This is a genomic window from Aeromicrobium sp. UC242_57 (genome assembly GCF_044452305.1).
GTDB lineage: Bacteria > Actinomycetota > Actinomycetes > Propionibacteriales > Nocardioidaceae > Aeromicrobium.
Genome location: NZ_JBIOAM010000003.1, coordinates 1,033,442 through 1,054,401, shown reverse-complemented (window position 1 = coordinate 1,054,401; position 20,960 = coordinate 1,033,442). Strand labels below are relative to the sequence as shown.

The 20,960-nt window shown below is 66.2% G+C and carries 25 protein-coding genes and 4 pseudogenes; 16 read left to right on the top strand and 13 right to left on the bottom strand.

Translation table 11 applies throughout. From position 1 onward, the window contains the following. Positions 1–9: 9 nt before the first annotated feature. From ACHMWU_RS16730 to ACHMWU_RS16710, 5 genes are all read right to left on the bottom strand, one after another. Complete coding sequence (locus tag ACHMWU_RS16730) at positions 10–366, bottom strand: hypothetical protein (RefSeq protein WP_396045306.1); 357 nt, start codon at positions 364–366, stop codon at positions 10–12. A gap of 3 nt (positions 367–369) precedes the next feature. Continuing rightward, a complete protein-coding gene (locus ACHMWU_RS16725; RefSeq protein WP_396045304.1) occupies positions 370–573 on the bottom strand; it encodes a hypothetical protein in 204 nt (67 codons plus the stop codon). Then, the gene (locus ACHMWU_RS16720) at positions 528–1,475 is read right to left on the bottom strand and encodes a polysaccharide deacetylase family protein (protein ID WP_396045302.1); all 948 of its coding nucleotides are present in this window, start codon (positions 1,473–1,475) and stop codon (positions 528–530) included. The genes ACHMWU_RS16725 and ACHMWU_RS16720 overlap by 46 nt, the downstream gene beginning before the upstream one ends. A 30-nt stretch (positions 1,476–1,505) precedes the next feature. Further along, positions 1,506–2,309 carry a GNAT family N-acetyltransferase gene (locus tag ACHMWU_RS16715; protein ID WP_396045300.1) on the bottom strand — a complete coding sequence of 268 codons (804 nt, stop codon included), beginning with the start codon at positions 2,307–2,309 and terminating at the stop codon, positions 1,506–1,508. A 114-nt stretch (positions 2,310–2,423) separates the two neighbouring features. Continuing rightward, entirely contained in the window at positions 2,424–3,347 is a 924-nt protein-coding gene (locus ACHMWU_RS16710; protein ID WP_396045298.1) for a helix-turn-helix domain-containing protein, read from the bottom strand. 226 nt (positions 3,348–3,573) lie between these two features. Between ACHMWU_RS16710 and ACHMWU_RS16705 the strand changes: the two genes are divergently transcribed. The 10 genes and pseudogenes from ACHMWU_RS16705 to ACHMWU_RS16660 all read left to right on the top strand — a co-directional run bounded on the left by ACHMWU_RS16705 (position 3,574) and on the right by ACHMWU_RS16660 (position 10,398). After that, a complete protein-coding gene (locus tag ACHMWU_RS16705) occupies positions 3,574–3,771 on the top strand; it encodes a hypothetical protein (RefSeq protein WP_396045296.1) in 198 nt (65 codons plus the stop codon). 306 nt (positions 3,772–4,077) lie between these two features. Further along, positions 4,078–4,590, top strand: a complete 513-nt coding sequence (locus ACHMWU_RS16700) for a siderophore-interacting protein (protein WP_396045294.1) — start codon at positions 4,078–4,080, stop codon at positions 4,588–4,590. Then, positions 4,536–4,727 (top strand): annotated as a pseudogene (locus ACHMWU_RS16695) (SIP domain-containing protein); the annotation flags it as partial. The gene ACHMWU_RS16700 and the pseudogene ACHMWU_RS16695, both read left to right, overlap by 55 nt. Before the next feature lie 497 nt (positions 4,728–5,224). Further along, positions 5,225–5,857, top strand: a complete 633-nt coding sequence (locus ACHMWU_RS16690; RefSeq protein ID WP_396046847.1) for a methyltransferase — start codon at positions 5,225–5,227, stop codon at positions 5,855–5,857. After that, the gene (locus ACHMWU_RS16685; protein ID WP_396045292.1) at positions 5,851–6,474 is read left to right on the top strand and encodes an ABC transporter substrate-binding protein; all 624 of its coding nucleotides are present in this window, start codon (positions 5,851–5,853) and stop codon (positions 6,472–6,474) included. Before ACHMWU_RS16690 ends, ACHMWU_RS16685 begins: the two co-directional genes overlap by 7 nt. An 80-nt stretch (positions 6,475–6,554) precedes the next feature. After that, entirely contained in the window at positions 6,555–6,818 is a 264-nt protein-coding gene (locus ACHMWU_RS16680; RefSeq protein WP_396045290.1) for a hypothetical protein, read from the top strand. A gap of 192 nt (positions 6,819–7,010) precedes the next feature. Beyond that, positions 7,011–7,895, top strand: coding sequence for an iron chelate uptake ABC transporter family permease subunit (locus ACHMWU_RS16675; protein WP_396045288.1), 885 nt, complete (start codon positions 7,011–7,013; stop codon positions 7,893–7,895). Then, positions 7,892–8,944: a FecCD family ABC transporter permease gene (locus tag ACHMWU_RS16670; protein ID WP_396045286.1), complete on the top strand. Its 1,053-nt coding sequence runs from the start codon at positions 7,892–7,894 to the stop codon at positions 8,942–8,944. The genes ACHMWU_RS16675 and ACHMWU_RS16670 overlap by 4 nt, the downstream gene beginning before the upstream one ends. Before the next feature lie 20 nt (positions 8,945–8,964). Continuing rightward, positions 8,965–9,807 (top strand): annotated as a pseudogene (locus ACHMWU_RS16665) (ABC transporter ATP-binding protein). A 129-nt stretch (positions 9,808–9,936) separates the two neighbouring features. Continuing rightward, positions 9,937–10,398 (top strand): DUF1330 domain-containing protein, encoded by a 462-nt coding sequence (locus ACHMWU_RS16660; RefSeq protein WP_396045284.1) that lies wholly within the window; start codon positions 9,937–9,939, stop codon positions 10,396–10,398. Here the strand turns inward: ACHMWU_RS16660 and ispG are convergent. The 6 genes and pseudogenes from ispG to ACHMWU_RS16630 form a co-directional block, all read right to left on the bottom strand. Beyond that, a pseudogene (gene ispG, locus ACHMWU_RS16655) lies at positions 10,391–11,535 on the bottom strand (flavodoxin-dependent (E)-4-hydroxy-3-methylbut-2-enyl-diphosphate synthase). The gene ACHMWU_RS16660 and the pseudogene ispG overlap by 8 nt on opposite strands. Further along, complete coding sequence (locus ACHMWU_RS16650; protein WP_396045282.1) at positions 11,532–12,830, bottom strand: M50 family metallopeptidase; 1,299 nt, start codon at positions 12,828–12,830, stop codon at positions 11,532–11,534. The pseudogene ispG and the gene ACHMWU_RS16650 overlap by 4 nt, the downstream one beginning before the upstream one ends. A gap of 40 nt (positions 12,831–12,870) precedes the next feature. Next, positions 12,871–14,047: pseudogene (gene dxr / locus ACHMWU_RS16645) on the bottom strand (1-deoxy-D-xylulose-5-phosphate reductoisomerase); the annotation flags it as partial. A 134-nt stretch (positions 14,048–14,181) separates the two neighbouring features. Next, a complete protein-coding gene (locus ACHMWU_RS16640; RefSeq protein ID WP_396045280.1) occupies positions 14,182–14,976 on the bottom strand; it encodes an ABC transporter permease in 795 nt (264 codons plus the stop codon). Next, the gene (locus ACHMWU_RS16635; RefSeq protein ID WP_396045278.1) at positions 14,973–15,887 is read right to left on the bottom strand and encodes an ABC transporter ATP-binding protein; all 915 of its coding nucleotides are present in this window, start codon (positions 15,885–15,887) and stop codon (positions 14,973–14,975) included. Before ACHMWU_RS16635 ends, ACHMWU_RS16640 begins: the two co-directional genes overlap by 4 nt. 405 nt (positions 15,888–16,292) lie before the next feature. Then, complete coding sequence (locus ACHMWU_RS16630) at positions 16,293–16,454, bottom strand: hypothetical protein (protein WP_396045276.1); 162 nt, start codon at positions 16,452–16,454, stop codon at positions 16,293–16,295. A 35-nt stretch (positions 16,455–16,489) separates the two neighbouring features. Between ACHMWU_RS16630 and ACHMWU_RS16625 the strand changes: the two genes are divergently transcribed. Genes ACHMWU_RS16625 through ACHMWU_RS16600 form a run of 6 tightly spaced genes read left to right on the top strand, consistent with a single transcriptional unit; the run spans position 16,490 to position 19,686 of the window. Continuing rightward, on the top strand, positions 16,490–16,924 hold the full coding sequence (locus ACHMWU_RS16625) for a sensor histidine kinase (protein ID WP_396045274.1): 435 nt from the start codon (positions 16,490–16,492) through the stop codon (positions 16,922–16,924). Positions 16,925–16,956: 32 nt separating this feature from the next. Beyond that, complete coding sequence (locus ACHMWU_RS16620; protein WP_396045272.1) at positions 16,957–17,328, top strand: hypothetical protein; 372 nt, start codon at positions 16,957–16,959, stop codon at positions 17,326–17,328. Further along, the gene (locus ACHMWU_RS16615) at positions 17,328–17,822 is read left to right on the top strand and encodes a LuxR C-terminal-related transcriptional regulator (protein WP_396045270.1); all 495 of its coding nucleotides are present in this window, start codon (positions 17,328–17,330) and stop codon (positions 17,820–17,822) included. Before ACHMWU_RS16620 ends, ACHMWU_RS16615 begins: the two co-directional genes overlap by 1 nt. A 49-nt stretch (positions 17,823–17,871) precedes the next feature. Further along, entirely contained in the window at positions 17,872–18,456 is a 585-nt protein-coding gene (locus tag ACHMWU_RS16610) for an SDR family NAD(P)-dependent oxidoreductase (protein ID WP_396045268.1), read from the top strand. Next, positions 18,419–18,847, top strand: coding sequence for a hypothetical protein (locus ACHMWU_RS16605; RefSeq protein ID WP_396045266.1), 429 nt, complete (start codon positions 18,419–18,421; stop codon positions 18,845–18,847). The genes ACHMWU_RS16610 and ACHMWU_RS16605 overlap by 38 nt, the downstream gene beginning before the upstream one ends. Beyond that, positions 18,823–19,686 carry a class I SAM-dependent methyltransferase gene (locus tag ACHMWU_RS16600; RefSeq protein ID WP_396045264.1) on the top strand — a complete coding sequence of 288 codons (864 nt, stop codon included), beginning with the start codon at positions 18,823–18,825 and terminating at the stop codon, positions 19,684–19,686. The genes ACHMWU_RS16605 and ACHMWU_RS16600 overlap by 25 nt, the downstream gene beginning before the upstream one ends. On the opposite strand, the gene ACHMWU_RS16595 is transcribed toward ACHMWU_RS16600, so the two are convergent. After that, positions 19,673–19,975, bottom strand: a complete 303-nt coding sequence (locus tag ACHMWU_RS16595; RefSeq protein WP_396045262.1) for a hypothetical protein — start codon at positions 19,973–19,975, stop codon at positions 19,673–19,675. The genes ACHMWU_RS16600 and ACHMWU_RS16595 overlap by 14 nt on opposite strands. Before the next feature lie 46 nt (positions 19,976–20,021). Continuing rightward, a complete protein-coding gene (locus ACHMWU_RS16590) occupies positions 20,022–20,915 on the bottom strand; it encodes a saccharopine dehydrogenase family protein (protein WP_396045260.1) in 894 nt (297 codons plus the stop codon). Positions 20,916–20,960: the final 45 nt, after the last annotated feature.

Here is a 20,960-nt window from a genome sequence, read left to right as displayed (position 1 = left end):
CCTATCGGGCTACGACCGGACGGCCTTCAGGGCGATCCGGATCATCGGCGCCTGCAGCGGGAGCCGGGCGATCAGACCGATCTTGTACCAGGCGGGAGCCCGCCTGCTGCGCAGGCCGTCAGCCGCCATCTGCACGTTGGCCGGGAACACTGCCGCGAGCAGACCGGCGGCGAGCACCCCACCGAACCGCCGGCTGCGCGGGTCGAGCAGCATCGCGCCGGCGGCGATCTCGACGGCACCGGAGACCAGGACCAGCCTCCTTGGCGTACGGCAGCTTCTTCCGGCACGATCTGCTCGAAGGGCTTGGGCTTGGCGAAGTGCAGCGCACCGGCGCCGATGAGGAGGCCGGCGAGGAGCTGATGTCACGAGTCATGACAGGACCTTAGGGTAATTCTTCCCCGCTGTGCGGCCGAACATCGGCGAGAACAGCTCGGTGACGCCCTGGGTCCACGTTCCGTCGTCGCGGATCGTGATGACGACCTGCGAGGTGCCGATCTTCAGCCGTCGCGCCCCGTCGAGCCGCAACGTCAGCTGCTTGTCGAGATTGGGGGCTGGATCTCCGAGGACGCGCATCGCGATGGTGGCCGTCCGGTCTCCCCGCCGCACGAGCACCCGATGATGCACCGGACGGTAGTCGACTCCGGCGACTGCGGTGCCGTCCTGGCTGTGGACCCGGAACGACCCATTGCGCTGACTGGGCCGTCGAGTCTGAAGGTGACCCGGACGACGGCACTGTCGGCATCCTCCGTGAAGGTCTGCGGCCCGGCACTGACAGTTCCGAGTGCCATCATCTGCTCCAGCGGGACGACGCAGTAGCCCTTCTTGCGCGCGCCCTTGACGATCGCCGGGACCGCCTTGATCGTGCGCGGAGAGTTGCCGACCGCGTCGTGCATCAGGATGTTGTTCTCGCGGTGCCTGCGCAGCCCGGCCAGTGCGCTGCGAGTGATCTGCTTGGTCGAGCGGTTGCGCCAGTCGTCGGTGTCGACCGTCCACAGCACCTCGCGCAGGCCGTATCGTCTCGCGATCTTGCGAACTCGCTTGTCGGTCGCGCCGTAGGGAGGCCGGTAGAACGTCGGACTCTGCCTGATCGCCCGACGGATCGCCTGCTTGGTGAGGTGCAGCTGCCGTTTGACGCTGCGATTGGGTCGGCTGGTCAGATCGGGATGGTCCCACGAGTGCACCTCGACCGCGTGTCCGTCGCGCACCATCTGGCGCAGCAGCGCGGGGTGACGTTGAGCGTTCTGCCCGGTCACGAAGAACGTCGCCTGAGCGCGCTGCTTGCGCAACACCTTCAGCAACCGCGGCGTGTTGGTCTTGTGCGGACCGTCGTCGAAGGTCAGTGCCACCTTGCCGTGGCGGCAGGCCAGGTCTGGCGGGATCGGACGAATCGCCGCCGCGGCGGTGGCCGGGCTCAGGGTCAGGGCGGTGATCAGGAGGATCGTCGCGACGAGGGCAGACAGGCAGCGGCGAAGCACGACAGCAGTGTAGGGGTGGGACGGCCCGGCTCAGAGCAGGATCGACGCGAAGGTCGTCGTGTGCTGAAATCCGGCCCGTTCGTAGGTCCGTCGAGCCGCCGTGTTGTGGTCGTTGACGTACAGCGTCACCAGCGGGGCGACACTGCGTCGGACCTGCTGGACGACCGCTGCTATCGCCGGACCGGCGATTCCTCGTCCTCGCAGGTCGGGACGCACGTAGACCCCCTGCAACTGGCATCCGTACTCGGTGGCCGCGCCGACCTCGGTCTTGAAGATGACCTCGTCGTCCTCGATGATCGCGAACGACCACCCCTGCGAGATCAGCTGGGCGACGCGAGCGCGGTAGCCGCTGCGGTTGCCGATCTCGGGGTTGACGCCGACCTCTTCGGTGAACATCGCGACGCAGGCGGGGTACAGGATCTCGAACTCGTCCATCAGCACCGGCCGGACACGCGGATCGGGTGCCAGGGCGCTGTCGCGATCGATCACCATGAACGGCTGGTCGAGGCGCGGAGATCGCGCCGGGCCCCATCGTGGCTCGAGCAGGTTCCACATCGGCAGGACCGCGTCTCGCGGCCCGACGATCGACGACGGGCGGATCCGTTCGGACAGCAGATGCTCCGAGAACGCCTTGATCGCCCGGGGCGTTGCCTGCACGGGGATGATGTTGTTGCCCGCGTGGCAGGCGGAGATCAGCTCGTCGTCCTCGAAGTAGCCCAAGATCTGGCCACCCAGCCATCTGCTCTGCAGGCGAGTGGCGTCGACGCGGTTGCGGACGAACAGGTTGACGAGCGGATCCTGGTCGAGCAGCTCCGCGAAGTTCGGGTAGGTCATCAGGGGTCAAGGACCGAAGCTGACTTGTCGTCTTGAGCACTGAGCCTCCCCACCTAAGTTGGCTACACACTACGCGGACCCGGGCCGGGCCAGGGTGCTGGGAGCGCTCACGAGTCAGGCGTCGGGGGCTGGCCCAGCAGGCGACCTGAACGAGCCCTGCTGCTGAAATAGTCGCGGTGACACTCCGTCGGACCGCGTGAACGCGCGAGAGAAGCTGCTTGCATGCGAGTACCCGAGTCTCTCCGCAACGCTTCCCGGTGCCATACCGCCCAGCAGCAGACGTCGTGCCGAGTCCATGGCGGCGGTGAACGACTGCTCGGCAGTGCCGCTCGACACCCGCGCAACGGCGCCAACGACGCCATCTTCGAACGCGTACCAGCCTCTCAGCTCGTCATAGCCGGGCGGGCGCAAGCACGTGTACTGGGCCACAGCACCTCTCAGCATTGCTTCTTCGTCCTGCTCAGGAACGTTGAAGACCTGAACGTCCTGCTCACTCAACCGGGTCGACGCCGGCGCCGACTGTATCGGCATCATGATCGAGTCGGCGTCAACCTCGACCCGGTTGGGAATTCCGGCAGGAAGCCAGATCGCCTGGCCCGTGCCGAGTTTCCAGCTCCGCTCCCCTACCTGCACTCGAGCGCATCCGCGATACATCCAGATGATCACGTGGAAATTGTTGACCAACGGCGGTGTCGCGCTAGCGGGGATCGAGCGCGGCCCGGGTTGCCCGGTCCACTGTTGACGCAGTAGACGCACCACCTCGGCATCGCGCTGCGCAGTCCGCTGGCGTTCATTCGCGCCCGGGGTGCGCACCAGTGTGGCGTAGGCAGATGGCGGCATGCCGAACTCGGCACGAAAAGCCCGACAAAAGCCGCTCGCACTCTCGAAACCGACTCGATCGGACACCCAGCGCACATCACGTCCTGTGGTCAGATAGTCCGTGGCTGCGACAAGCCGGCACGCCGTGCGCCACTGCCTGAAGCCACCGCAACCTCGGCCAAGAACTTGCGCTGCAGGGTCCGGGGACTCGAGTCCCACCCGTCTGGCCCATTGGGCGCTCGTATAGCCTGAGCCCCGGATTGCGCATCAACTCGTCGGCGACGGCTTGAAGCGCCGGCGAACTCGGGTGACGAAGTTGAGTCCGCGGCAATGGCAACACCAGATCAGGTTCCGGCAGTTGCGTGCCGATGCACAAGAGCCACCCAGGCCCGTTTGCGGGCGACCGACAGTGCGCAGAGGCGAGATCCCCACCGTGAAGTGATGGATGAGCCACTCCCGCCAACCAGCCGGCACCATGACCCTGCTGGGTGCGTTGGTTCTGGAGATCACGTGGCGCCCAGGCACCATGACCGGAAAGCACAACGCCCCCGGCTCGGCATCGATCTGGCTGTGCGCTCCTGCGGGAATCGCACAGTGCCTGCCCGGCAACCAGGCGTTCCACACCCGTTTCGGTACGAACTGACACCACCCCCTTGTCAACCCAGACCAGGACGCACTCGTCATGCGTACGCCAGCTCATGGACGCCGACGCGCGCGAGTGAGCCGTTGACCAGATCGTGTGAAGCGCACCACTGCTAAGACTTTGGCGTTGCAGGTCAACCACTGTCACATAGGCGAGCCTACCCTTAGGCGACTCCTGGAGTCACTTCGCCTGAACGCCGACGAGCACGAGTGGATAGTCATGCCAAAGAACTCCCGTCCAACCACGGTTCATCCGTTGAGCCTGCGCGAGCTTGAGGTGATCAGGGTAGAAGATCTGACGCCCGGCATGCGCCGAATCACCCTGGCCGGGCCGCAGCTCGACGCCTTCGTCTCGTCCAATGGCCTGGACCAGCCGGCGTTTCGCAGCGCGGGCTTCGACGATGCGATCCGCTTGCACCTGCCCTATCCCGGAGCGACCGAAGCCGCGCTCCCCGTGCAGAAGCGAGGACGACTGGAGTTCGGCAAGGATCCTCGTCCGCTCTCGAAGGTCTACACCGTGCGTCGGTGGGACCCCGAGAGTCGCGCGCTTGACCTCGACTTCGTCAAGCACGGAACGGGTGTCGCAACAACCTGGGCCTACCGGGCTTCGGTCGGGGCCCGTTCCACATCTCGGACCCCCCGTCTCCGAAGGTCTCCCGGCTGTGGACTGGCTACTGGTCGCCGGCGACGAGACCGCCCTTCCGGCAATCGGGCGTCTGCTCGACCAGCTCCCCTGCTGGAACCCGCGCGCAGGTCTTTGTCGAGATCGCCGAGGCCGCACATCAACTTCAGCTCTCGGCAAGTCAGAACGTCGAACTGACCTGGCTACATCGCGATGCCTCCCCCGGCACAACCACCCACCTGCTCGATGCCGTGCGGAACGCCACCTGGTGGCCCGGACGGCCATGGGCCTGGATCGCGGGTGAGACCAGCACGGTCCGCGATATCCGCCGCTACCTCGTCGAGGAGCGCCACCTGCCCAAGTCCGACATCGAGTTCACCGGCTATTGGAAACGCGCTGAAGTTGTCGCGCTGCCCGATGACCCTGCCGTGCCCGATCCGGAGAAGAACCCAGAAGCCTTCGAAAAGCTCCACGAGCTCGGAGAACTGCTGCCACCCCTCGCCATCCGTGCCGCAGTCAACCTCGACATCCCAGAACAACTGGCCCGTGGTGCCACGACCGCCGCTCAGATCGCCGCCCAGATCGACGCCAATCCGATAGCCCTCGGCAAGTTGCTCCGCTACCTGCACGCGATCGAAATCCTCGATGAGTCGGCACCGGGGCACTACCACCTCAGCGCGGCCGGCGACTTCTTGGTCGCTGACTTCGTGATCGACGTTCTGCACCGCGACGGCGCGGTGGCCCGCCAGGAGCTTGCCTTTCACGGCATCGAAGAGGCGGTCCGTACCGGTCGGTCGTCCTATGCCTCGGTCACGGACAGGACTACAGTGCCCTGCGCAGCGAGCAGTGGTTCGAGGACACCTATCTCGACAGCATTGCCAGCTTCGCGCCCTATATTGCCGCACCGCTGGTCGAGTCTGGCGTCCTCGATGAAACAGACCACATCGTGCTGCATTCAGACGGCGCAGCGGCAATCGCCCAAGCTCTTGTCGCAAGGAACGCAGACGCTCACATCACGATCGTGGCCCTGCCCTCGCACGCAGCCTGGCTGAACCGCGAGCTCAAGACCTCCATCCCCGATGAGAACGCCCGCAAACGTGTCTCAGTCGCCGAGCAGTCGATGTTCGAGTCCCCGCCCGACTGCGATGCCGTCTTGTTCGTCAAGTCGCTGTCCCAGCTGCCCGATGCTGACGCCGTGCACGTCCTGCAAAAGACCAGCAATTCCCTGACCTCCGGCGATCGGCTGTTGGTACTCGAGGATGTGTTCGACGTCGATGGGCTCGACGAGCATGCCGCAGAGGCCGATGTGCTCAACCTGGCTCTTCACGGCTCGGGCCACCGCACAGACGCCGAGCTGCGGGCGCTGTTCGAACGGGCAGGCCTGCGTCTCGACGAGGTCCAGACCATCGGCTGGGGTCACTCGCTCTATCTCCTCCGCACCTCTGAGAAAGGCATCACATGCTGAACCGACTCCCCCATCGCCGACGTATCGCAGCGGTTGGACTGGCCGTAACCCTCGGCCTGTCGCTGGCCGCCTGCGGCTCCTCCGAGAGCGATGGCTCCGCTGCCACAGCCGAGGGCGGCTTCCCGGTCTCCGTCGACGCTGTCTACGGCAAGGTCACCGTCGACGCCGTGCCGAAACGCGTCGTGGCGCTGACAGTCCAATCGGCCGACATCCTGGTGTCCTTGGGCATCCAGCCCGTCGCAGTGGCGACCAGTGAGAAGGAGATTGCTGACACCTTCCCCTATCTGAAGGGGACGTTCACTGGTGAGCTCGAGCCTGATCTGCTGCAGGAATATCAGGCCAATGCCGAGAAGATCGCCTCCTACAACCCCGACTTGATCGTGGGAAGTTCCTACCAGATCACCGAGAAGGCCTACAAGCAGGTCTCCGAGATTGCGCCCACGCACCCGGGCGTACGAGCCGGCAATGTCGACTGGGTCGACACGGCCGCAGCCCTGGCCGAGGCTAACCGGTACCGACGTGCAGCCGGTGCTGGACAAGACCGAGCAGGCCTGTGCGGCCGCACGCTCGAAGGTTCCCGGCCTGGCGGGCAAGACGTATCAGTTTGTCGCAGCTGAGGAAGGAAACTTCCGGTTCGGCAATGGCAAGCTCCCTCGAGTGCTTCGGCCTGACAGCCGACGATAGCCAGGACGACTCGATGAAGACACCCGATGCCGGAATCTCAACTGAGCGGCTCGACGAGCTCGACGCTGATGTTCTCGCCATCTGGGACTACGCAGGCGAGTCGGCCAAAGCTCAGAAGGATCCGCGCTGGGCCAAGCTGCCAGCGGTCGCGTCCGACAGCATCATCTGGGCAGACCTCGTGCTGGCCAGCGCGGCCAACAGCCCCAGCCCATCGTCGTTCGACCATCTGATTGACGTTGTCCTCCCGGTCCTGCAGAAGTCGTCGATTAGCAAGTGACCGGGACGATCCACCCGGCGCGGTCGAGGCAGGCCACACCTGCCTCGACCGCCCCGGCCCCTCGGGCGACAGTTGCCTCCAGCGGTAAGCGGCGGACCGTTGGACTGCTGCTCGCCATCGTGCTGCTCGCGCTGGTCTGTGTAGCGAGTATTGCGATCGGTTCGAAGAACATCGGGCTGTCCGCAGTGCTCGATGCGCTGCAAGGCCACGGCGACGACGGCATCGGCTATATCGTGCGCGAGCTCCCGGGTACCCCGCACGATTGTGGGGCTGGCAGTGGGCGCCGCCCTCGGTCTGGCCGGAGCACTGATCCAGGCGCTGACCCGCAATCCCCTGGCCGATCCCGGGATCCTCGGTGTCAACGCCGGCGCCGCCTGCGCGATCGCCATCGCCATCGTGGTCTTCGACGTCGAGTCGATCTCCGGCTACGTGTGGTTCGCAGGGGGCGGCGCCCTGCTGGTGACCGTTGCGGTCTACCTGATCGGCGCGGCCGGACGGGGTGGGGTCGATCCGATCCGACTGACATTGGCCGGTGTCGCGCTCGGCGCAGTGCTGATGGGCATCACCACGGCGGTCATGGTTTCTGACGCCGAGGTGCTCCACCGCATGCGCGTGTGGAATGCCGGCACCCTCGTCAATCGCGATATCGACACCCTGGCCACGATCGCCCCCTTCCTGATATTCGGCCTGCTGATCGCCGCATGTGTGTCGGGTCCGCTCAATGCGATCGCGCTGGGTGATGACCTCGCCCAATCCCTCGGAGTCAGCGTCATACGCACTCGCGTGCTCGTCGTGCTGGCGGTTGCACTGCTGGCCGGAGCTGCGACCGCAGTTGCCGGCCCGATCAGCTTCATCGGCCTGATGATGCCGCACGTGGCACGCTGGATCGTTGGCCCCGATCAACGTTGGATCATCGCGTACACGATGGTCTTGACACCTGCGTTGCTACTGGCCGCCGACGTCGTAGGCCGAATCGTGATGCGTCCCGGCGAGGTACCGATCGGCATCATCAGCGGACTTGTCGGCGCGCCCGTGCTGATTGCGCTGATCCGGCGCAGGAAGGCAAGTGGACTGTGAGCGCCCGTCTGGTCGACTTCGGCCGACCCACTCTGATGCTGCGTCGGGGCCCGTTCGCGCTGCGCTTCGACCGCAGGACCGTGATCGTCTGCGCAGTCCTGGCCGTCCTGACGGTTGCGCTCGGCTTCTTGAACTTGATGCTGGGCGACTACTCAGTTGGCATCGATCAGGTTGCCAAGGTACTCACCGGGGCCGAGGACGGGTTTGCGCAAACTGTGGTCGTGCAGTGGCGGGCCCCCCGTATCGTGGCCGCAATCGTGTTCGGCGCGGCCTTCGGCGTGGCGGGCGCAGTTTTCCAGTCGCTCACCCGAAATCCGCTGGCAAGTCCCGACGTGATCGGCTTCGCCACTGGCTCCTACACCGGCGCACTGGTCGTCATCATCTGGTTCACCAGTGCCTATGCCGTCGTCGCGGTCGGCGCCCTGGTCGGAGGGGCCATCACCGCTGCGACGGTGTACCTGCTTGCCTACAGCAGAGGCCTACAGGGCTTTCGATTCATCGTGGTCGGCATCGCAGTCGGAGCCATGCTGGCATCGGCCAATGCCTGGATGCTCCTGGTCGCCGACGATGAGGTCGCCGGGGCGGCCGTCGTATGGGGAGCCGGTTCTTTACACGCAATCGGCTGGTCACAGACCGCAGTCGCATGCCTGGCCATCGTGCCATTCGCGGCGGCGGCCATGGTGCTGGCGCCAGGCCTACGTCAGATCGAGATCGGTGATGACGCATCCACCGCTCTTGGCCTGCGCGTCGAACGCCACCGCGGGATGCTGATCGCCGTTGGTGTCGCCCTGACCGCCGCGGTCACTGCCGCGGCCGGCCCGATCGCCTTCATCGCCCTGGCTGCTCCCCAGATCGGTCGCCGTCTGGTCCGCGGTGCCGGCGTCCCGCTGATCCCTGCCGCCATGACGGGCGCTCTGCTGCTGCTGGCAGCCGACACAGTTGCCCAACATCTCCTACCCACCTCGCCGCCGGTCGGTATCGTCACGGTGGTGATCGGCGGCGGCTATCTCATCTGGCTACTCGTCGTCGAAGCACGGCGTCGACTGTGATCCCATCCCAGGAGTTCCGTATGACCACGACCCAACCACTCTCACCGCCCTCGGCGGTGGGGTCGCCGGCCCGCCTGCGCGCCGAGGACATCACGATCGGCTACGACAAACGGGTCATCTCAGAACACCTCGACGTCGCGATCCCCGATGGCTCGTTCACCGTCATCGTGGGGCCCGAATGCCTGCGGCAAGTCGACACTGTTGCGCGCCCTCTCACGGTTGCTGACGCCAACTTCCGGTCAGGTGATCCTGGACGGACAACAGAATTGCCAGCTACAAGGCCAAGGAGGTCGCCCGCCGTATCGGCCTGCTGCCCCAGACGTCCAACGCCCCCGATGGCATCACCGTGGCCGACCTTGTCTCACGCGGGCGCTACCCGCACCAGAACCTATTGCGCCAAATGGACCTCGACGGACGAGCAGGCCGTCGCCGACGCGATGGACGCAACGGGCGTCGACGACATCTCGGGCCGGTTGGTCGACGAGCTCTCAGGTGGTCAGCGCCAGCGGGTCTGGGTCGCGATGATCCTGGCACAGCAGACTGATCTGCTGCTGCTCGACGAGCCCACGACCTTCTTGGACATCGCCCATCAGGTCGAGCTTTTGGAGCTGTTCACCGATCTCAATCACGATGGGCACACGCTGGTCGCGGTGCTGCACGATCTCAATCAAGCCGCCCGTTACGGCACCCATCTGATCGCTATGCGTGATGGCAAGGTCGTGGCCGAAGGTCCACCAGCAGAGGTCGTGACCGCCGACCTGGTCGAAGAAGTCTTCAGATTGCGTTGTGTCATCATGCCTGACCCTGTCACGGGCACGCCGTCAGTGACCCCGATCGGCCGGGGTCGCAGTCCTCGACGCTGATGGGCCAGGGCGACCACAGGCCCCCCGCGCAGATGGTGCTCCGCTGAGGGGTTGGCATGCTGGGCGAGCCCGTCGATCAGCGCGAAATGGCGTGGGTCATGGGTCCGATCCGAGACCCTGTGTCCGGCCATGACCTGCGAGGTCATGGCCAAAGCAGTCGGCCGTTCCGACATCTCGGCAGTCATCGAAGCGGTACACCAGCAATTCCCCGGCTTTGTGTTCTGCGTGGTTGGCGACGCCGACTCCCATATCTCGAGGACGTCGAGACGGGGCCCGCTGTGGTCGAGCACATGTCATGAATCACATCGACCTTCGAGCCAATCGGGCACTTTGCTTGTCCACGGCTCAGAGCCGACCGCCATGAAAGGCAACCTCCCCGGAACGGTAGTCCTCATCGGCTTTCCATTCTCCGATGCCGCTCACGAGTGGTATCGCTGCGCTGTCGAACAGGAGACCGCTGCGCTACGCGTGGAGCATTCCAGGTCGATCGTGGCGATTCTGAACGGAGTCTCCAGAAGGAGACTGTGCGGGCAACACCATCGTGAAGCCGAGCCAGGCGAGCAGACTTCTCAGCTCACGGACCTCAGCTGACGGTGACCGCCGCAGAGCCGCCCTCGACGGGTTCCATGCCTTCGGCCAGACGCATGGCCTCCTCGATCAACGTCTCGACGATCTTCGACTCCGGCACGGTCTTGATGACTTCACCCTTGACGAAGATCTGTCCCTTGCCATTGCCCGAGGCGACACCCAGATCTGCTTCCCGCGCCTCGCCGGGGCCGTTGACGACGCAGCCCATGACCGCGACCCGCAATGGCACCTCGAGACCGTCGAGACCTGCAGTGACCTGCTCGGCCAGGGTGTAGACGTCGACCTGCGCGCGACCGCACGACGGGCACGAGACGATCTCGAGCTTGCGTTCACGCAAGTTCAGCGACTGCAGGATCTGCAGACCGACCTTGACCTCCTCGACCGGAGGTGCCGACAGCGAGACCCGGATCGTGTCACCGATGCCCTTGCCCAGCAGGTAGCCGAAAGCCGTGGCGCTCTTGATCGTGCCCTGGAATGCGGGACCGGCTTCGGTCACCCCGAGATGAAGGGGCCAGTCGCCGCGTTCGGCCAGCATCTCGTAGGCCTGGGCCATGATGACCGGGTCGTTGTGCTTGACCGAGATCTTGAAGTCGTGGAAGTCGTGCTCCTCGAACAACGACGCCTCCCAGACCGCCGACTCCACCAACGCCTCAGGCGTCGCCTTGCCGTACTTGTCGTAGATCCGCTTGTCGAGCGACCCGGCGTTGACCCCGATGCGGATCGAGACTCCGGCGTCCTTGGCGGCGCGAGCGATCGCACCGACCTGGTCGTCGAACTTGCGGATGTTGCCGGGGTTGACCCGCACTGCCGCGCATCCGGCGTCGATCGCCGCGAAGACGTACTTGGGCTGGAAGTGGATGTCGGCGATGACCGGGATCTGCGACTTCTGCGCGATCGCAGGCAGCGCGTCCGCGTCGTCCTGGCTGGACAAGCCACCCGGACGATGTCGCAACCAGCAGCCGTGAGCTCGGCGATCTGCTGCAGCGTCGTGTTGATGTCGGAGGTCAACGTCGTCGTCATCGACTGCACCGACACTGGCGCGTCACCGCCGACGTCAACGGTGCCGACCTTGATCTTGCGGGTCTTGCGACGAGGTGCGAGAACTGGTGGCGGCATCGCAGGCAAACCGAGATCGGTCATGAGAGGCTCACAGGGTTGACGATGTCGGCGTAAATCAAGATCACACTCATCAGCATAAGGAGGGCACCCACGCCGTAGGCGACTGGCAGCATCTTGGCCACGTCGACGTAGCCGGGGTCGGGCTTTCCACGCAGCTTGGCGAATCCGCGGCGGATGGCTTCCCACAGAGCACCCGCGATGTGACCGCCGTCCAACGGCAGCAGCGGGATGAAGTTGAACATCGCCAGGAACAGGTTGAGGCCCGCCAGCAGCACGATGACCCGTTGGGCTCGCTCTGACCAGGTCGGGTCGTCGATCGTGAAGGACTCCCCCGCCACCCGGCTCGCACCCACGACGCTGATCGGACCGTCAGCGCGTCGCTCCGCCCCGAAGGCAGCCTTGGTGACATCGACCATCCGGGCGGGAAGATGCCAGATCGCCTTGGCCGTTCCGACGACGTAGTCACCCATGACGTCGGCGACATAGCCCGGTCCCTGACGCTCCATCTGCTGGGTCGGCGAGACACCGAGGAATCCGACGTCGACCGTCTTGTCGGGATCGTCGAGATCGACCCGGGCCAGCACCGAGGTGGCGACCGTCGCGGTACGGGTCTGGCCGTCACGGACGAACTCGATCGTCGCCTCTTTCGAGCCATTGGCGCGGATCTTGCGGGTCAACGCGTCCCACGACGTGATCTCGGTTCCGTTGAATGCCGTGATCTCGTCGCCCGGCTTCAGCCCGGCCTTGCTGGCCGGCGTCTCCGGGTCGTCGGCGGTGCACGCACGCCCGGCCTGCGCGTCGACGATCGCGCAGTCCGACACCTGCTGCACCGTGGTCGTGGGGGTCATCGCGCCGAAGCCCATGAAGACGACCGCGAACAGGAAGATCGCGATGAACACGTTGACCATCGGGCCACCGGCCATGACGATAAACTTCTGCCACCACGGCTTGCGGTAGAACAGCCGGTCCATGTCCTTGTCGTCGACGTGCTCGTACTCCGCGTCACGCGCATCGGAGATCAGCTGGGTGAACATGCCGGTGTTGCTCTTTCGCACCGCGTGCGGGTCGGCGCCTTTGGCCGGCGGCAGCATGCCGACGAGCTTGACGTAGCCGCCCAACGGGATTGCCTTGAACCCGTACTCGGTCTCACCGCGCTTGGTCGACCAGATCGTGTTGCCGAAACCGACGAAGTACTGCGTCACCTTGATGCCGAACTTCTTGGCCGGGTACATGTGCCCGACCTCGTGCAACGCGATGGACGCCACGACGCCGATCACGAAGATCACGACGCCCAACGTGTAGATCAACGCGTTCATCGTTTGTCCACCAGCTCGCGCCCTTCCAACAGCCACGCACTCGGTCTCGGGCCCAGGTGTCAGCGCCGAGCACGCCGTCGAGGGTCATCTCTTGGCGGGCGGCGTCCGGATCGGCCAGATGCTGGTCGAGAACAGCGCCCACGGTGTCAACGATGCCCAGGAAGTCCAAGTTCCCGGCGACGAATGCGTCGACGCACACTTCGTTCGCGGCATTGAACACGGCCGGGCCGGTCCGGCCGAAGGTGCCGGCACGGCGCGCGAGCGTCACGGCCGGGAACGCCTCGTCGTCGAGCGGGAAGAACTCCCAGGTCGCCGGGCGGGTCCAGTCACAGCCTGCGGCCGCGTCGGGCACCCGCTCTGGCCAGGCCAGGCCGAGCGCGATCGGCAGCTTCATGTCGGGCGGGGACGCCTGCACCATGGTCGCCCCGTCGACGAACTCGATCATGGAGTGGACGACCGACGAGGGATGCACCACGACGTCGATCCGGTCGAAGTCGATGTCGAACAGCAGATTGGCCTCGATGACCTCCAGCCCCTTGTTCACCAAGGTTGCCGAGTTGATCGTGATGACCGGTCCCATGTCCCAGGTCGGATGGGCTGCGGCTTGCTCGGGGGTCACGTCGGTCAGCTCGGCACGGCTGCGCCCGCGGAACGGCCCACCACTGGCCGTCACGATGAGGCGGCGCACGTCGCGCGGACTCTCACCGCGCATCGCCTGCGCGAGGGCCGAGTGCTCGGAGTCGACCGGGACGAGCTGGCCGGGCTTGGCCGCTCCCGTGACGAGCCGCCGCCGATGATGAGCGACTCCTTGTTGGCCAGCGCCAACGTCGTTCCGGCCTCGAGAGCAGCCAAGGTCGGCAGCAGGCCGACCGCGCCGGTCATCCCGTTCAGCACGACATCGCAGGGTGTCCGCGCCACCTCCACCGCAGCGTCGGGGCCGGCAAGCAGCCGGGGCACACGGTGGTCACCGTGCGCGTATCCGTGACGTTGCGCCTCGGCGTACAAGGCCAGCTGGACGTCTTCGGCGGCACTCCCCTTGGCCACCGCGACGAGCGGGACGTTGAAGGCGATCGCCTGCTCGGCCAGCAGCCGGGGATTGCTTCCCCCAGCGGCGAGGGCGACGACCTCGAACCGTTCGGGGTTGGCGGCGATCACCTCGAGAAGCTTCGAGTTCCGATCGAGCCGGTCGAGCCAAGAATGGCGACACGCTTGCGCATGCCGCCATTCTCGCACCCACCCGTGAAGGCGGGGTACGACGACGGCGACTCGCCCCTGGCACGAGTCGCCGTGGTGTGTCTCCGGACCGCGGGGTCTGCGATGTCCTGTCGCCCTCCCCGCGGCCCGGAAGTCTCTACTTGACCTCGGACTTCATCACCGCGAGCACGCCGAGCGTGAGCGGGATGACGAGCCAGATCAGACCGGACGTTCCGATCTGGGCCCACTCTTCGCCCGAGACTGAGTCGCTGAACAACTTGCTCGACGAGTAGTTGAAGTCAATCCACGGCTGGACATCCTTGAACCATCCCCAGAGCTCGGCAAGCACGGCAAGCAGACCCGGAATGACCAGGGAGTAGACGAAGTACCCGACAATCGCGGCAGCAGAGTTGCGGATCAGGACCCCGAGCATGAAACCGATCAGCAGACCCAGCACATTGGCGATCAGGATGAACACGAACTGCCGAACGGTGACATCCCAGTCGTAGGTGTCACCCGCGATGGTGGTGCCGACAACATAACCGACCGCACCGATTGCCATGGCCAAGACCATCGACACGAGGCCCACAATGATCGCGCTGAGTGCCTTGGCCCAGATGATCTGAGCGCGGTTGGGAGCCAGTGTGAACGTGATGAGGCCAGTCCGCTGGGTCCATTCCGACGTTACCGACAAGATCGCGATGACCGGCAACAAGATCGCCATCGGGGTGCCGACAGCCTGGGAGTAGATCCCGTACGTGACGTCAGCATTGTCATTGAGGACCTGAATCAGGAGCACGATGACCGTGGCGATCGTGGCCAGGGCGGCGATGCTCATCATGAGCCAGAACCCCGAACGGGTGTTGAACATCTTGCGGAGCTCGACCTTGACCAGTCGACTCAGCGGCACGCCCGGACGGGTCGTGTCGACGGCGATGGCTGCGGTGCTCATGAGGAGGCTCCTTCGGGAGTGATGACTTCGCGCTGGGTGTCGGCGGTGAGCTGGAGGAACATCTCCTCGAGACCGGCACCGTCGGCCGGTCGCAGCTCGACGAGAGCGACTCCGGCCGCAGCAGCGGCCTTGCCGACCGTGGCCGGATCGGCCTCGGTACGCAGGCCGCCGTCGCCGGATGCGGCGGACGAGATGCCGGCGCTGGTGAGCGCATTGGCCAGTGCCGACGGGTCGCCGGCCTTGACGAAGGTGCCTGCGGTCTGGAGCAGCTGCTCCTTGGTGCCCTGGGCGACGATCTTGCCGTTGCCGATCACGATGATCTCGTCGGCGATGACCTCGATCTCGTGCAGGAGGTGCGAGGACAGCAGCACGGTGCCGCCACGGTTGGCGTACTCGCGCAGCAGTCCGCGCATCCAGTGGATGCCTGCCGGGTCGAGGCCGTTGGCGGGCTCGTCGAGCATCAGGATCTTGGGATCGCCCATCAACGCGTTGGCGATGCCGAGCCGCTGACGCATGCCGAGCGAGTAGTTCTTGACCCGGCGCTTGGACTCGGCCGGAGTGAGGCTGACGAGCTTCAGCATCTCGTCGACGCGAGACATCGGCAGGCCCATCGTCAGGGCGCTGATCGTGAGGATCTCGCGTCCGGTGCGGCCAGCGTGCTGGGCAGAGGCGTCGAGCAGGACGCCGATCTGCGTGCCGGGGTTGGGGATGTCGGTGTACTTGACACCGCTGACGAGCGCGGAGCCCGACGAGGCCGGCGTCAGGCCGGCGATGATGCGCATCGTGGTGGACTTGCCTGCGCCATTGGGGCCGAGGAAGCCGGTGACGGCGCCGGGGCGGCATTCGAACGACACGTCGTCCACTGCCCGGAAGCCACCATAGGTCCTGGTGAGTCGGTCAACTGTGATCATGACGACCAGTCTTCCTCAAACCTCCGACAACGTCATCGTCCATGGGACCCAAGTCGGATAGCCGAAAGTATGAGCGTTCCCAGCCGTTCAGCCGTCGCCGCAGCACGCCTACGACCTCTAGCCTTGACTCGTGCCGCCCGTGACCAGCCCTCCCCGCTCCGTTGGTGGAACGAGGCCTGGCGCTATGCACTCGTGGTGGCGATCGCTGCGGTCGCCTGGGCCGAGCTCGCCCGCTGGCAGTGGAACAACGACCAAGCCTGGTTCTTCGTCGATCTCGCCTGTGGCCTGGCAGGTATCGCCCTGATGCCCCTACGACGCAGGTTCCCGGTGTGGATTGCGCTCATCACGAGCGGGCTGACTCTCATCTCGTGCTCGGCGGGCGGCCCTGCGACTCTCGCCTTGGCGTCATTGGCGACCCGTCGACGGTGGCGCGAGATCATCCCCGTCGGCATCGTCGGCTCGTGTGCGGGTCGTCCTCGAGTCGATCAACCCGACCAGCGAGCAGCCGCTGGCCTTCACGATCCCGCTCGTCGGACTCGTCATCGCCGTGACCGTCGGTTGGGGCATGTACATCGGTTCCCGCCGGCGAGCTGCTGGCGACGTTGCGCGATCGGGCCGAGACTGCCGAAGCCGAGCAGGTGGCCAGGGTCGCTCAGGCCAAGACGGCCGAACGGTCGCGGATCGCCCGTGAGATGCACGACGTGCTGGCGCACCGCATCTCGCTCGTGACGATGCACGCCGGGGCGCTGGCGTACCGCAGCGACCTGTCAGCCGACCAGATGCGAACGACCGCAGGGATCATCCAGGACAACGCCCACCAGGCCATGGTCGAGCTGCGCGAGGTGCTCGGCATCCTCCGCGACGGACCCGGCGATGCTGCCCCTGAGATGCCGCAGCCCTCGGCCGTCGACCTGCCGGGGCTGCTCTCCGAGGCCCGTGGATCCGGCATGCGCATCCACGACGACCAGAGCGTCGATCTCGAGCCGATCCCCGAGACGCTGGGGCGCACGGCCTACCGTGTCGTCCAGAAGGGCTGACGAACGCCCGCAAGCACGCCGCCGACACGCTCGTGAACGTCACGATCGCCGGTGGTCCGGGCTCAGGGCTGACGATCGAGGTGCGCAATCCCATTCGCATCGGCGCCGGCGAGTCCAGGACACCGGCCTCTGGGCTCGGCCTGGTGGGCCTGACCGAACGCACCGCTCTCGCGGGCGGGCGACTGACCCATCGCATCTCCCCCAGAGAGACTTCGTGCTCGAGGCATGGCTACCGTGGCCGACATGACGATCCGCGTGCTGCTCGCCGACGACGATCCGTTGGTCCGTGCCGGGCTCGCGATGATCCTCGGCGGCTCACCGTCCCTCTCGGTCGTCGGCGAGGTCGGCAACGGCCAAGAAGCCGTCGACCGGGTCCGCGTACGGCGGGATCGACGTCGTCCTGATGGACATCCGCATGCCGGTGCTCGACGGCATAGCGGCCACGAGTGCCGTGCTCGCGCTGCCCTCCGCCCCGAAGGTCATCGTGCTGACGACCTTCGATGCCGACGAGTACGTCGTCCGCGCGCTCGCCGCCGGAGCCAACGGCTTCCTGCTGAAGGACACGCCTCCCGCCGACATCGTCGATGCGATCGCGCGCGTCGCGGCAGGTGAACCCATGCTCTCCCCTGCCATCACCCAGCAGCTGATCCGCCAGGTCACCGACGCCGCGCCCGACGGCCGCGCCCAGCAGGCGCGCGAACGCATCGGCCTGCTGACCGAGCGCGAGACCGAGGTCGCCATCGCGATCGGCCGAGGGTCCTCGAATGCGGAGATCGCTGCCGCGCTCCACATGAGCATCGCCACGGTCAAGGCGCACATCTCGCACCTGTTCACCAAGCTGGACGCCACCAACCGCGTCCAGGTGGCCATCACGATGCACGAGGCCGGACTGCTCTGACCGTGCAGATCAGCAAGCGAGGTCGCCAGCCCCCACCTACGGTTGTCACATGCCTTCTCGCCTGACGTCCTGGATCGACACTGCCCTCGACAAGACCGTCGTCCCCGGGTACTCGTCGATCGGCCCGGCGCTGCGCCGCCGCTGGTGGCCCAGCGATCCCGCACCGCAGTCCCTCGCCGGACGTCATGTCGTCGTCACGGGTGCGAGCAGCGGTCTGGGGCAGGCCACCGCCCTGGGCCTGGCACGGCTCGGCGCGACCGTCCACCTCGTGGGTCGCAGCCAGGAACGCCTCGAATCGGCGGCCGAGGTCATCCGTCACAGTGTTCCTGCCGCCGACCTGCTCGCCGAGGTCTGCGACGTCAGCGACCTCGATGCGGTACGTGCCTACGCCGCTGGGCTGCGCGATCGCGTCCCCGTCCTGCACGCGATCATCCACGACGCCGGTTTGATGCCACCCGAACGGTCGGAGTCTGCGCAAGGCCACGAGATCGCGCTCGCCACGCACGTCATCGGACCGCTGGCGCTGACCGAAGAGCTTGCGACCTGCCTTGGCGGCGGCCGAGAGCCCACGGGTCATCTTCGTGTCGTCCGGCGGCATGTACTCCGCACCGCTCGACCAGTCGATCGGCGCTGACATCGAGTTCGAGCACGGCGACTACGAGGGCGTTCGTGCCTACGCTCGCACCAAACGTCTCCAGGTGACGCTGGCCGAGCTGCTCGCCGAGCGGTATGCCAGTGACGGCATCACGGTCCACAGCATGCACCCGGGGTGGGCCGACACCCCCGGCGTGACCGATTCGCTGCCCCGGTTCGCGAAGATCGCCAGTCCCATCCTGCGGTCGCCGGCCCAAGGCGCCGACACGATCACCTGGCTGACGGCCTCGCCCGAGGCGACCCGGTCGACCGGCAAGTTCTGGTCAGATCGGCGTCCTCGCTCGACGTACTACCTGCCCGGCAAGTCCGATGACCCGGCTGCCCGCCGCGCCGTCTGGTCGTACGTGTGCCACGCCGCTGGCATCGGCTAACGTCGGCGCATGACCGGCAACTACTACGACGCCGACCTGATCGCCTGGAACGAGCGTGCTGTCCCGCATGCGCAGTCGCCGACTACAAGCTCGACGAGTTCCGCAACGACCCAGCCTTCATCTCCGACGTCGTGCGGTTCGACCTCCCGCGGCTGGGTTCCGTCGCAGGGCTGCGCGGGGTGCACCTGCAGTGCCACATCGGCACCGACACGATCTCGTTGGCCCGGCTAGGCGCGCAGATGACGGGTCTCGACATCAGTCCCACGGCCCTCGCCGAGGCGCGTCGCCTGGCCGACGAGCTGGGCCATGACGTCGACTTCGTCGAGGCTGCGCTGTACGCAGCGCCCGACGTGCTGCCTGCGGGGCAGTTCGACCTGGTGTTCACCGGCATCGGCGCGCTCGGCTGGCTGCCCGACATCCGTCGGTGGGCCACGGTCGTCGCCGACCTACTGGCTCCCGGCGGCCGGCTGTTCCTGCGCGAAGGACATCCGATCCTGTTCGCCACCGCCGATCCTCGACCTGACGGGCTCATCACGATCGAGCACCCCTACTTCGAGCACGACGAGCCCACGGTCTGGGACGAGCCCGGCACGTACGTCGCGACCGACACCCAGTTCGAGCACACCGTGACCCATGAGTGGAACCACGGCCTCGGCGAGATCGTCACCTCGCTGCTCGACGCGGGCCTGACCATCACAGGGCTCGACGAGCACGACAGCGCTCCGTGGAATCCGCTGGAGGGCTACACCGAGCTGCTCCCGAACGGTGAGTACCGGCTCACCGACCGGCCTGGTCGGTTCCCGATGACCTACACGTTGCAGGCGGTCAAGCCGGGATAGGTCGCTCGTCCTGGCCCCAGGGCGAGTCGTAGCCGTCGCGCAGCAGCTCGAGGAACGGGACCGAGTCGAAGGCCTCCGGCCCCAGTACTCCCGCACCCGACCACACGCCGGTGGCCAGCAGCTCCAGCGCCACGACCGGGTTGACGGCGGTCTGCCAGACGACGCACTGGTGGCCGTACTCCTGCATCGACCAGTCGTTGTCGACGACGTGGTAGAGGTACGTCGAACGGGGCTGCCCGTCCTTGCCCGCGCCGGTGACCCAGAGCCCGGCACACGTCTTGCCGTGCATCTGCTCACCCAGCGTGGCCGGATCGGGCAGGCAGGCTGCGACGACGTCACGCGGGCTGACCGGGCACGACGGTCGGCCGGCCCCCGATCACCGACGTGACATTCGACCTTCTCGGTCGAGTCGAGACCGAGCTTGTGCAGCGTCCGCAGCACCTCGATGAACTCCTTGCCCAGGCCGTACTTGAACGTGGCCCGCTTGGTCTGACCCAGCGTGGCATCAGCAGGACTTCTTCGTGCTCGACGTTGACGCACTCGACCGGACCGATGCCCTCGGGAAAGTCGAAGATCTCCGGCTCGCTGAACGGCTCGGTCGTGAACCACTCGCCGTCCTGCCAGATCACCGGCGGGTTCAGACATTCCTCGATCGTCGTCCAGATCGAGAACGAGGGTGCGAAGTCATGGCCGTCGACCGTCAGGTTGGCACCGTCGCGGGTGCCGAGCTCGTCGATCTCGCTGAACAGGTGATCGGCGGCGTACCGGGCGAAGACATCGGACAGCCCGGGCTCGACGCCCATCCCGCACAACGCGAGGCGACCGGCGGCCTCCCAGTCTGCGGCCAGGGCGAACTGCTCGTCGCCGAGCTTGACGCCCGTCAGGGAGTGTGGCTGCTCGGGGTGCGGCTTCGACAGGCTCATCGCCATGTCGAGGTAGTCGGCACCTGCCGTGAAAGCGCCGTGGAAGATCGGCATCACGAACCGCGGGTCGACAGCGTTCATGACGTGCGTGGCACCTGCCGACCTCGCCAGCGACTCGACTGAGGCCGCGTCGGAGGCATCGACCTGCGCGGCGGTGAACCGTGGGTCGTCCAACACGTCGACGGCCCGTCGGGCGCTGTCGAGCGCGTAGTCGGCGACGACCACCGCCTCGAAGAAGTCTCGACGAGCAGCGATCGCACAGAACGCCGAACCGACTCCGCCAGCACCGACCAGGAGAATTCTCATACCCCCATCCAACCCCACACCTGGCGGCAGTTCAACGGATTCTGA

What these genes read in the sequence shown, in the direction of transcription:
- ACHMWU_RS16725 (WP_396045304.1), bottom strand. Translation starts at nt 573, where the DNA reads ATGCGCGTCCTCGGAGATCCAGCCCCCAATCTCGACAAGCAGCTGACG.
- ACHMWU_RS16715 (WP_396045300.1), bottom strand. Translation starts at nt 2,309, where the DNA reads ATGACCTACCCGAACTTCGCGGAGCTGCTCGACCAGGATCCGCTCGTC.
- ACHMWU_RS16705 (WP_396045296.1), top strand. Translation starts at nt 3,574, where the DNA reads ATGAGCCACTCCCGCCAACCAGCCGGCACCATGACCCTGCTGGGTGCG.
- ACHMWU_RS16700 (WP_396045294.1), top strand. Translation starts at nt 4,078, where the DNA reads ATGCGCCGAATCACCCTGGCCGGGCCGCAGCTCGACGCCTTCGTCTCG.
- ACHMWU_RS16685 (WP_396045292.1), top strand. Translation starts at nt 5,851, where the DNA reads ATGCTGAACCGACTCCCCCATCGCCGACGTATCGCAGCGGTTGGACTG.
- ACHMWU_RS16680 (WP_396045290.1), top strand. Translation starts at nt 6,555, where the DNA reads ATGAAGACACCCGATGCCGGAATCTCAACTGAGCGGCTCGACGAGCTC.
- ACHMWU_RS16675 (WP_396045288.1), top strand. Translation starts at nt 7,011, where the DNA reads ATGCGCTGCAAGGCCACGGCGACGACGGCATCGGCTATATCGTGCGCG.
- ACHMWU_RS16660 (WP_396045284.1), top strand. Translation starts at nt 9,937, where the DNA reads ATGACCTGCGAGGTCATGGCCAAAGCAGTCGGCCGTTCCGACATCTCG.
- ACHMWU_RS16650 (WP_396045282.1), bottom strand. Translation starts at nt 12,830, where the DNA reads ATGAACGCGTTGATCTACACGTTGGGCGTCGTGATCTTCGTGATCGGC.
- ACHMWU_RS16640 (WP_396045280.1), bottom strand. Translation starts at nt 14,976, where the DNA reads ATGAGCACCGCAGCCATCGCCGTCGACACGACCCGTCCGGGCGTGCCG.
- ACHMWU_RS16635 (WP_396045278.1), bottom strand. Translation starts at nt 15,887, where the DNA reads ATGATCACAGTTGACCGACTCACCAGGACCTATGGTGGCTTCCGGGCA.
- ACHMWU_RS16630 (WP_396045276.1), bottom strand. Translation starts at nt 16,454, where the DNA reads ATGCCCCAACCGACGGTCACGGCGATGACGAGTCCGACGAGCGGGATC.
- ACHMWU_RS16615 (WP_396045270.1), top strand. Translation starts at nt 17,328, where the DNA reads ATGGACATCCGCATGCCGGTGCTCGACGGCATAGCGGCCACGAGTGCC.
- ACHMWU_RS16610 (WP_396045268.1), top strand. Translation starts at nt 17,872, where the DNA reads ATGCCTTCTCGCCTGACGTCCTGGATCGACACTGCCCTCGACAAGACC.
- ACHMWU_RS16605 (WP_396045266.1), top strand. Translation starts at nt 18,419, where the DNA reads ATGTACTCCGCACCGCTCGACCAGTCGATCGGCGCTGACATCGAGTTC.
- ACHMWU_RS16595 (WP_396045262.1), bottom strand. Translation starts at nt 19,975, where the DNA reads ATGCACGGCAAGACGTGTGCCGGGCTCTGGGTCACCGGCGCGGGCAAG.
- ACHMWU_RS16590 (WP_396045260.1), bottom strand. Translation starts at nt 20,915, where the DNA reads ATGAGAATTCTCCTGGTCGGTGCTGGCGGAGTCGGTTCGGCGTTCTGT.